Raw genomic sequence first — 7,231 nt, forward strand, 5'->3', positions numbered from 1 at the left:
TCAAAGCTGTAGCCCTTATTTCGTATAGCTTAGAGCTTTTCTTAGTGCCATTCAGTGCTGTTGCCAAGTCATCTACTGTCCAGAGTGTACTGATAACACTTTTAGCGCCAGCACAAAGAAAACCTGTTGAAAGAGTGAGAATATCATCGGTTATTTCAGCAACACCCAAGCCAGTTTCGCAGCAAGAGAGAAATACATCTTTTAACTGAGGAGTGCGCCAACTTGGAGTTAATAACTGACTTAATGTAATACAGCCATCTCCTAAAATTAATACTGATTCTAGAGGATTATCGAGCCGCGAACGCGCATGATGACTAGAATGAATTACTTGGACTTTTTGTATCAGTTGACGATAGTTGCTGACACTAGCTTCTTGACTAGCTTTTAAACGTTGATTATTAGGAATATTATATAAAGTTGCTAGTCGTTCTCCTTCCCAACTAGCGTAGGGTAAATCTTCAGTAGCATCTTCAACAATACCGTAGTTCATAAGACTAATGACTGAGGGACGGTTGTGACAAAATTCTAAAATTTGGCAGCTAGGAACGTAACGAATGAAAAATTTATCTCCCAGATATTGACTTGATGCTATTGGTAAAGCAGCAAAAGGAATTTGATGTAATGCTAGATGAGGAACAAGAATCAATTCATCAATATTTTTCAGATGTTGTGCAATTAAATCATTGAATTTTAAGACTTTAGCTAGTTCTGCTGTTAAAAAAACAAATTGCTCTTTCCAAGTATCTTTGTGATGAACATATTGCTCTAACCAGGGAGTTAAAATCGATGATTGTAAAGTTTCAAATCCCAATTCCGTACAAGTGTGCAAAGTAATTTGATTCTGCCGGATAATAAAGATATGAGTGTCATTCAAGGTAGTATAAAAGCTCAGAATAGCTGTTGTAGGTACTTTAATTAGCTGCTGTATGGATGACAAATTCATGGGACTTACTTGAATTTGACCAGCCAGAACAGGATCTAGACGGCGCATTTGTTCCCAAATTTGCTGTTTTTCAGCTTCCAAATCTGCAATAGTTTCGTTATAAGCTTCGATAGCAGCCCGACTATGTGGGCTTTTACCGAGTTTATTACCATCCAAGTTACTGCTATTATAATGGTGTCTTAGTTCATTATCAATTTACCGTTGTATAGCTTCAAAATCTTGTAAATACTGTTGAATTTCAGCAGGAATTTCGCCATCTGAATAAAGGTCATTACTTGCCATTAAATCTACGAGTCGTTTTGAGCGAGAACGTTCGACATATTCAATAGCTTTATTCAGTTGTTTATTATTAATACAAGCTTGCACCATATTTTCATAAACATGGAGAGAATCAGCTAGGATTTCTTGACGACGTGATTCTGAACTTGCCCAAGTGCGACTGGTTTCTACAGCTTCAATTGCCACACTATAGCCCCTAATCGCTTCAGCCCAATCACCAATGTTAAAAGCAGTGTTTCCCAGCATTTGTCCTGCTTTTAGGCAATCTGCGGGAAAAGCCGTGGGAGTGAATATCTTTAAACCTGAACGATAAGAGGTAATTGCTGCTTCTATTTGCTCTTGTTCTAAGAAGACATTTCCTAGATTCAGATGAGTCATAGCCCACTGTCGAGGATATTCTTCTTTCGTTAAAACTTGTAAAGCAGATTGATGAGCAGCGATCGCCTTTTCTAAATTTTCGCTCCTATCCCCATGAATTCGGTGAAAATAGGCATTAGCCAAATTCATGTGTACTTCTGCCCAACCTTGGCGGAAGGCTGCTTTTGTGTAGACTTGTAAAGCAGATTGATTAGCAGCGATCGCTATTTCCACATTTTCTGCTGCATCACCTCTGAGTCTGTGACGATAGGCAGATGCCAGATTCATTTGAGTTTGCGCCCAAAGTTCTAGGAAGTCTTCACGAGTACGAATGGAAAGAGCATTTTGATAACAAGCGATCGCTTTTTCTAAATTTTCAGCCTTGTCATCGAGAATGCGATCACGGTAAACAATGCCGAGATTGTTTTGGATTTTTCCCCACTGTTCAGGGAATCTATCACGACTACAAACCTGCATAGCAGCTTCACCTGCCTTAATCGCCAGTTCTGCATTCTCTACTTGATCGCCACGAATCCGATAACCATAAGCAATAACCAGATTACTTTGAATTTCTGCCCAAAGTTCGGGAAACTGTTCACGGTTACAGAATTGTAAAGCATTGTGTAAGTAAGAAAGGGATTTTTCCAGATTTTCTGCTTGCTCACCTTTTATTCGACGGTGATAAGTATTGCCCAGCATCAATTGACACCCAACCCACTGTTGTGGATAGGTTTCGTAAGTCAATACTTTAGAAGCAATTTCGTAACCTGTAATGGCAATCTCTAAATTGCTCGCCTCACTACCCTGTCGAAATTCTTTAATTAGAAGGCTCAAACCTACAAGACTTGCAGCAAGACCTTGTACATATTCTGGCGGTGCTTCAGACAGCATGGCTTCTGTCTTCAAACGCAATACAGTCGCAAAGCGTTCATCAAGTTTGTGTTTATTTGCTTCCAGTAATGGGTATACAACAGCTTTAGGATTTTCTAGGTTCTTGAAAACTGTTTCAAATAGCTGAATCTGAAATAGTTCGCGGTTCGCATCTTCAATCCGTTCCCATTGTTCAGGAAAATCTTTCTTAGAAAAAACACTAGCTGCTACCTCATAACCTGTAGCAGCAATTCTTAAGTTAATTACTGTATCGCCTTGGGGAAACTCTCGAATTAAATTACTAAAACTTAAAATAGTTGCAGCAAGTTGAATGGCTTGCCCTGATGTCATCTCTTTGCAAACATCCTCAAGCCTTTGCAAGTACTGAACAAATTGTTCGTCTAATTGATTTAGGTTATTTTCTAGTATTTGATATACAGCTTGTGAGTCACCATTGCTTTCGCTTGTTGCTTGTAATACCTGCTCAAGAAATTGTGAATTTGAGGAAATTTGTTGAAATTCATCAGTATCGAAAAAGTTTAAAAGGTGTTGAGAACCAGAACGTTCGGCATACTCCCTGGCTTTATCTCGTTGCCCATTAGTAATGCAAAATACCACCATATTTGTGTAGGCAAGTATCTCTTCTGGAATTTCTTGTTTATGAGAAATACCTGCCCAAAGTCGGCTTTGTTCAACAGCTTCAATGGCAACAGCATAACCTGCAAAAGCATCTGTCTTCATGCCAGCAGCCAAAGCTGTTTTACCTAAACTCAATCCAGTTTGTATGCAATCTCTAGGGAAATTGGTGGGAGTGAAGACTTGCAAGGCAGCGCGGAGACAGTCAAGCGCTTCAGTAATTTGACCTGTTTTATAATAGGTATTTCCCAGACTGGTTTTTGTTTCTGCCCATCGCTGAGGATAATCAGAAATAGTGTAGACTTCTAAGGCGTTAATATATGACGAAATCGCCTTTTCTAAATTCTTTTGTTTATTGCCTAGAATCCTTTGAGCGTAGGCAGAACCGAGGTTATTTTGACTGCTAGCCCAATAATAGGGCGATGCCGAATGGGTACGTACTTGTAGGGCAACTTGATAACAAGAGATCGCCTTTTCTAAATTTTGTGCCTTATCACCTTGAGTTCTAAAAAGGTACGCATTCCCAAAATTATTTTGAAGAGTACCCCAAAGTTCAGGAAGTTGAGCGCGGTTAACAACTTTTAAAGCAGTTTCATAGCAAGAAATTGACTTTTCGATATTTTCAGCTTTGTCTCCTGTAATCCTATCTGTATAGACAAGACCGAGATTATTTTGCACTCTTGCCCACTCTTCAGGAAAACCGTCACGGGTATAGATGAGTAGGGCATTATTACAAGCAGCAATTGCCTTTTCTTGATTATCGGCGCGATTTCCTCGTATTCGATTACGGTAGGCTGGTGCTAAATTAGTTTGAATATGCGCCCAAGTTTCTGGGACAATTTGACGGTTAAAAATTTTGGCAACTGCTTCTAAACCTGTAATGCTAATTTCTAAGTTAATTGCCCTGTTTCCTTTACGAAACTGCCCAAGCAAGGTGCAGAAATCAACAATACCCAATCCTACTAATATTACTTGTTCTGTTATTGAGTCGTTGTTGAGTAGGCTAAAGTTTATCCAGTAATTAAACTGTTCAGAAAAATCATCATTTAGTTGATCTAAGTTAGCTTTAAGTAGACGTTCAAGGGCTTGCAGATTGCTTTTATTTTGTGAGATCGCCCACAATATTTCATCTAAAAAAGCAGGAGGTCTGATAGGATTATCTGCCGCTGAAGGCTCATCTATGTATAATCCCAGTTGTTCAACCAACCAATCAGCTAAATTTATTAAAAAGTAAGCAGAACGAATATCTCCTTGGTTTCCCCGGATTTGAGCTACCATTTCCAAAGTTTCTACAAACCCAGCATCAACTAATTGTGCGTGTTTCCTGAGAATCTTCATTTCCCTGCCACTAGGACAGTTGAGTAGCTGTTTAATCAGCTTGAAATAAGCTTTTTGGCGTTGAGTAAAATCTGGCGATTTTTGATAACCGAATCCTTTAGCCATGACAATTGAATGTTTTGGGTGGTTATATACATCATTCCCAACTGCTCAAACTACGCAACATCTCCCCAAATTTCTGCTAACTTCTCCAATAGCATTTCGGCTAAATCTTGTAATTCGCTATCATCTTGCTGAATTGTTTCACGATTAGCACCAACAGCGCGAGTATCTCCAGCTAATATTTCCCCTCCGGCGTAGCGCCACTCAAATTCATCGCCAGTTCGGTAAAGAAGCTCAAACTGTGCCACAATCTCTGATAAAGGTTTGTTGCCTAATACAGAGCGTACTTGTACTGCCACCGAGTCATCAGTTTGCAGAAAAGCGATCGCAACTTCAAGACGAGTAATTTGCTGTAGGAGAGACTCAATCGGCTGGAGTTCTGACACTGCCAACTGTGCAGGCGGATTCACTTCATCAACGGCTGGTGCAAATCCCAATAGCTGCACTGAATCTAGGCTTTCCTGAAACTGTATAGCTACATAGCCAATCCTATTTTCTATAGTATCTGGTAATAAAATGACAGTTTCGTGGGGTAAAACTGGACTGCACTCTAATGTCCCCACATTTGGAATTAGCAAATCAGCTGCATTCGATAAAGCTGCTTTTACTGGATTCCAGCAATCTGATGAATTGAAATCTGTTGGGATTTGCAACCATTTTAAATAGCTATGAACTGCGTAAACTGCTAACGCATTCAAATAAACTCGCTTCCCTTTTTCTACTGTGCTTTGTTGAGCGGCTAAATGTCTTGCTCTAGAATGAATTTCTAAATCTAGCGGAACCATTAACAAGGGGGAAGTTGTGCTGTTCATAACGATTGCTCCTGTTTATATCCCAAATCTGCGGCAATTTTTTGAAGTATTGATTCGCATTTTCTCTTCCAATGCGAATTTACGGTTGTATAAGGAATGCTCAACTCTCGTGCTATATCTGCAACTTTGTCAGGTGGTTCTTTGAGTACACGTCTCTGGCTGAGGAATTGACAATTACACCCAACAGAAGAACCAGAATAACTATTTTTGAGCTTATCTTCGGGATCTTGCTCAATGTAAAGCTCTAATTTTAGACCAATCCGTTGCGTAGTTTTCCTTTGAGAGTTTTCAATTAAACTATCTAAACCACTCAAAGTAGAATTGGGTAGATTATCCAGCAGAGTTATTTCCCCAAAGTCGGAGGCTATGGGAGCATCTAAACTGAGTGGAGCATTTTTCTTCGGTAATGACAAATCTTGAATTCGCCTATAGAGATAGCTGTTAATCCACTTCACCAAACTTTCTACAACTGAACCAGAATAAGGCTCAAATCGAGAAATATTCTTGCTAATCCACTCAAAGGTACGGTTTAGCGCTGCTGGATAGTCTGGATGAGAGGATTTGGCTAATCCTGGGAGTTGCTGAATTTCTAGTAGTAGTCGGTGCATGGACAATCGCCATTTTCCGCTGTTAGGTGGTTGTTGACGTACCTCTGTAATTAAGGTATTCAATTGTTGATCTAAATCATCCATACCATTTTTTTCAAATGTGTGGTTTTGATGATAGACATTATCTCATTTAGCCAGATGCTTACACCAAAGATATCCAGAATTTATCGGAAGCATCTTTTGACAAAATTCAACTAAATGCTATTCATAAGTTCTATTTGTAAGTTCAAAAGTCTTTCTATTTTGTGGAGGTAATAGACTGTTCCCACGGGAATTATTGCAAGTGAAACAAGCCAAACGCAAATTCGAGAGACTGTTAGAGCCGCCCAGACTCTTGGGAACTAAGTGTTCAATGGTTCTTTCAGATTTGGTCATTTGCTTGCTACACCAGCAACAACGGTTTCCATACATTTGTAATAATTGGTGTCTCTTGCTACGCCTAGAGGCTGGAGACATATTAGCCATAATTTAACTGCCTGAGTTTCAAGGTTTGAAGGTGTTCACTTGCTTAACAGGGCAGTATTAAAAAATGACGCAGAGTTTTTGATTGCGTTGCAAAAAGCAGAAACTATAGCAGTTCTCGTTTGGATGCAACACGTGGTAGGGGCACAGCAATACTCATTGGTATCAACTTAACCTTAAAAAGGCGGTTAGAAACCGCACGCCAGTCGCCTCTCCTATCGGAGACGCTGCGCGAACAAGTCGAGCCAGCCCTTTGCGGGGTTCGCCCACGTCGCTGGCTGGCTCGTCTACACAAACAAAAGCTACCGATCCTGGATTCCAGACAAGGGACTAGTACCGCAATGCGGAATTAAAAATTAAAAATGTATACAGCATAAGCGTTTCATTGATTTGAAATGGGTGATTTACTTTGTCTGGGTGAGTTCTTGTTGATATTCTCTATGTTTACGCTGCCACTATTTATCTACAATTTCTTTGGCAGCCACAAGCACAGGTGCGATCACTTTGGTTTGCTGATTATTTGTTGCATTGATGTATTATTTAATTGTTGTATTAATTTACTCAATCGAACCCAGATGCCGATGGAATGCTTTAACAGCATTCGCCACACCATCTTCACCCCTTAACTTCTGGCCTAACTCCTGGGCTTTACACCGCATTCCCTTATCACCCAGTACTACTTCAATTGCTGCTGCTAAAGTTTCTTCTGATACCTTGTGGTACGGTATCAGTGCAGGGCTGACTCCCAACCGGGTTAGCTTTTCACCCCAAACTGGCTGATCTGCAAAAAAGGGTACAGTAACTGATGGTATCCCCGCACGTAA

Annotated in this window: 6 protein-coding genes and 1 pseudogene; 1 reads left to right on the forward strand and 6 read right to left on the reverse strand. The window is 40.1% G+C overall.

Features of this window, described 5'->3' with window-relative positions:
* From ACFFAP_RS33480 to ACFFAP_RS33500, 5 genes are all read right to left on the reverse strand, one after another.
* Positions 1-1,099, reverse strand: a 1,099-nt coding sequence (locus tag ACFFAP_RS33480) for a CHAT domain-containing protein (protein WP_375515257.1), incomplete at its 3' end; no start/stop codon positions are given.
* Positions 1,100-1,138: 39 nt separating this feature from the next.
* Positions 1,139-4,528, reverse strand: coding sequence for a tetratricopeptide repeat protein (locus ACFFAP_RS33485; RefSeq protein WP_375515258.1), 3,390 nt, complete (start codon positions 4,526-4,528; stop codon positions 1,139-1,141).
* A 50-nt stretch (positions 4,529-4,578) separates the two neighbouring features.
* Positions 4,579-5,337, reverse strand: coding sequence for a DUF1822 family protein (locus ACFFAP_RS33490; protein WP_375515259.1), 759 nt, complete (start codon positions 5,335-5,337; stop codon positions 4,579-4,581).
* A complete protein-coding gene (locus ACFFAP_RS33495; RefSeq protein WP_375515260.1) occupies positions 5,334-6,029 on the reverse strand; it encodes a hypothetical protein in 696 nt (231 codons plus the stop codon). Before ACFFAP_RS33495 ends, ACFFAP_RS33490 begins: the two co-directional genes overlap by 4 nt.
* A 117-nt stretch (positions 6,030-6,146) precedes the next feature.
* Positions 6,147-6,410 (reverse strand): HNH endonuclease, encoded by a 264-nt coding sequence (locus ACFFAP_RS33500; RefSeq protein WP_335042836.1) that lies wholly within the window; start codon positions 6,408-6,410, stop codon positions 6,147-6,149.
* 119 nt (positions 6,411-6,529) lie between these two features.
* On the opposite strand from ACFFAP_RS33500, the gene ACFFAP_RS33505 reads away from it, so the two are divergent.
* Positions 6,530-6,760: a hypothetical protein gene (locus ACFFAP_RS33505; RefSeq protein WP_375515261.1), complete on the forward strand. Its 231-nt coding sequence runs from the start codon at positions 6,530-6,532 to the stop codon at positions 6,758-6,760.
* A 204-nt stretch (positions 6,761-6,964) separates the two neighbouring features.
* Here ACFFAP_RS33505 and ACFFAP_RS33510 read toward each other — a convergent pair.
* A pseudogene (locus ACFFAP_RS33510) lies at positions 6,965-7,231 on the reverse strand (glycosyltransferase); the annotation flags it as partial.

The sequence above is a fragment of the uncultured Nostoc sp. genome (genome assembly GCF_964245575.1).
In the GTDB taxonomy this organism is placed as follows: domain Bacteria; phylum Cyanobacteriota; class Cyanobacteriia; order Cyanobacteriales; family Nostocaceae; genus Nostoc.

Coding starts and splice junctions, on each gene's coding strand:
- ACFFAP_RS33485 (WP_375515258.1), bottom strand. CDS start 4,528: ATGGCTAAAGGATTCGGTTATCAAAAATCGCCAGATTTTACTCAACGC.
- ACFFAP_RS33490 (WP_375515259.1), bottom strand. CDS start 5,337: ATGAACAGCACAACTTCCCCCTTGTTAATGGTTCCGCTAGATTTAGAA.
- ACFFAP_RS33495 (WP_375515260.1), bottom strand. CDS start 6,029: ATGGATGATTTAGATCAACAATTGAATACCTTAATTACAGAGGTACGT.
- ACFFAP_RS33500 (WP_335042836.1), bottom strand. CDS start 6,410: ATGGCTAATATGTCTCCAGCCTCTAGGCGTAGCAAGAGACACCAATTA.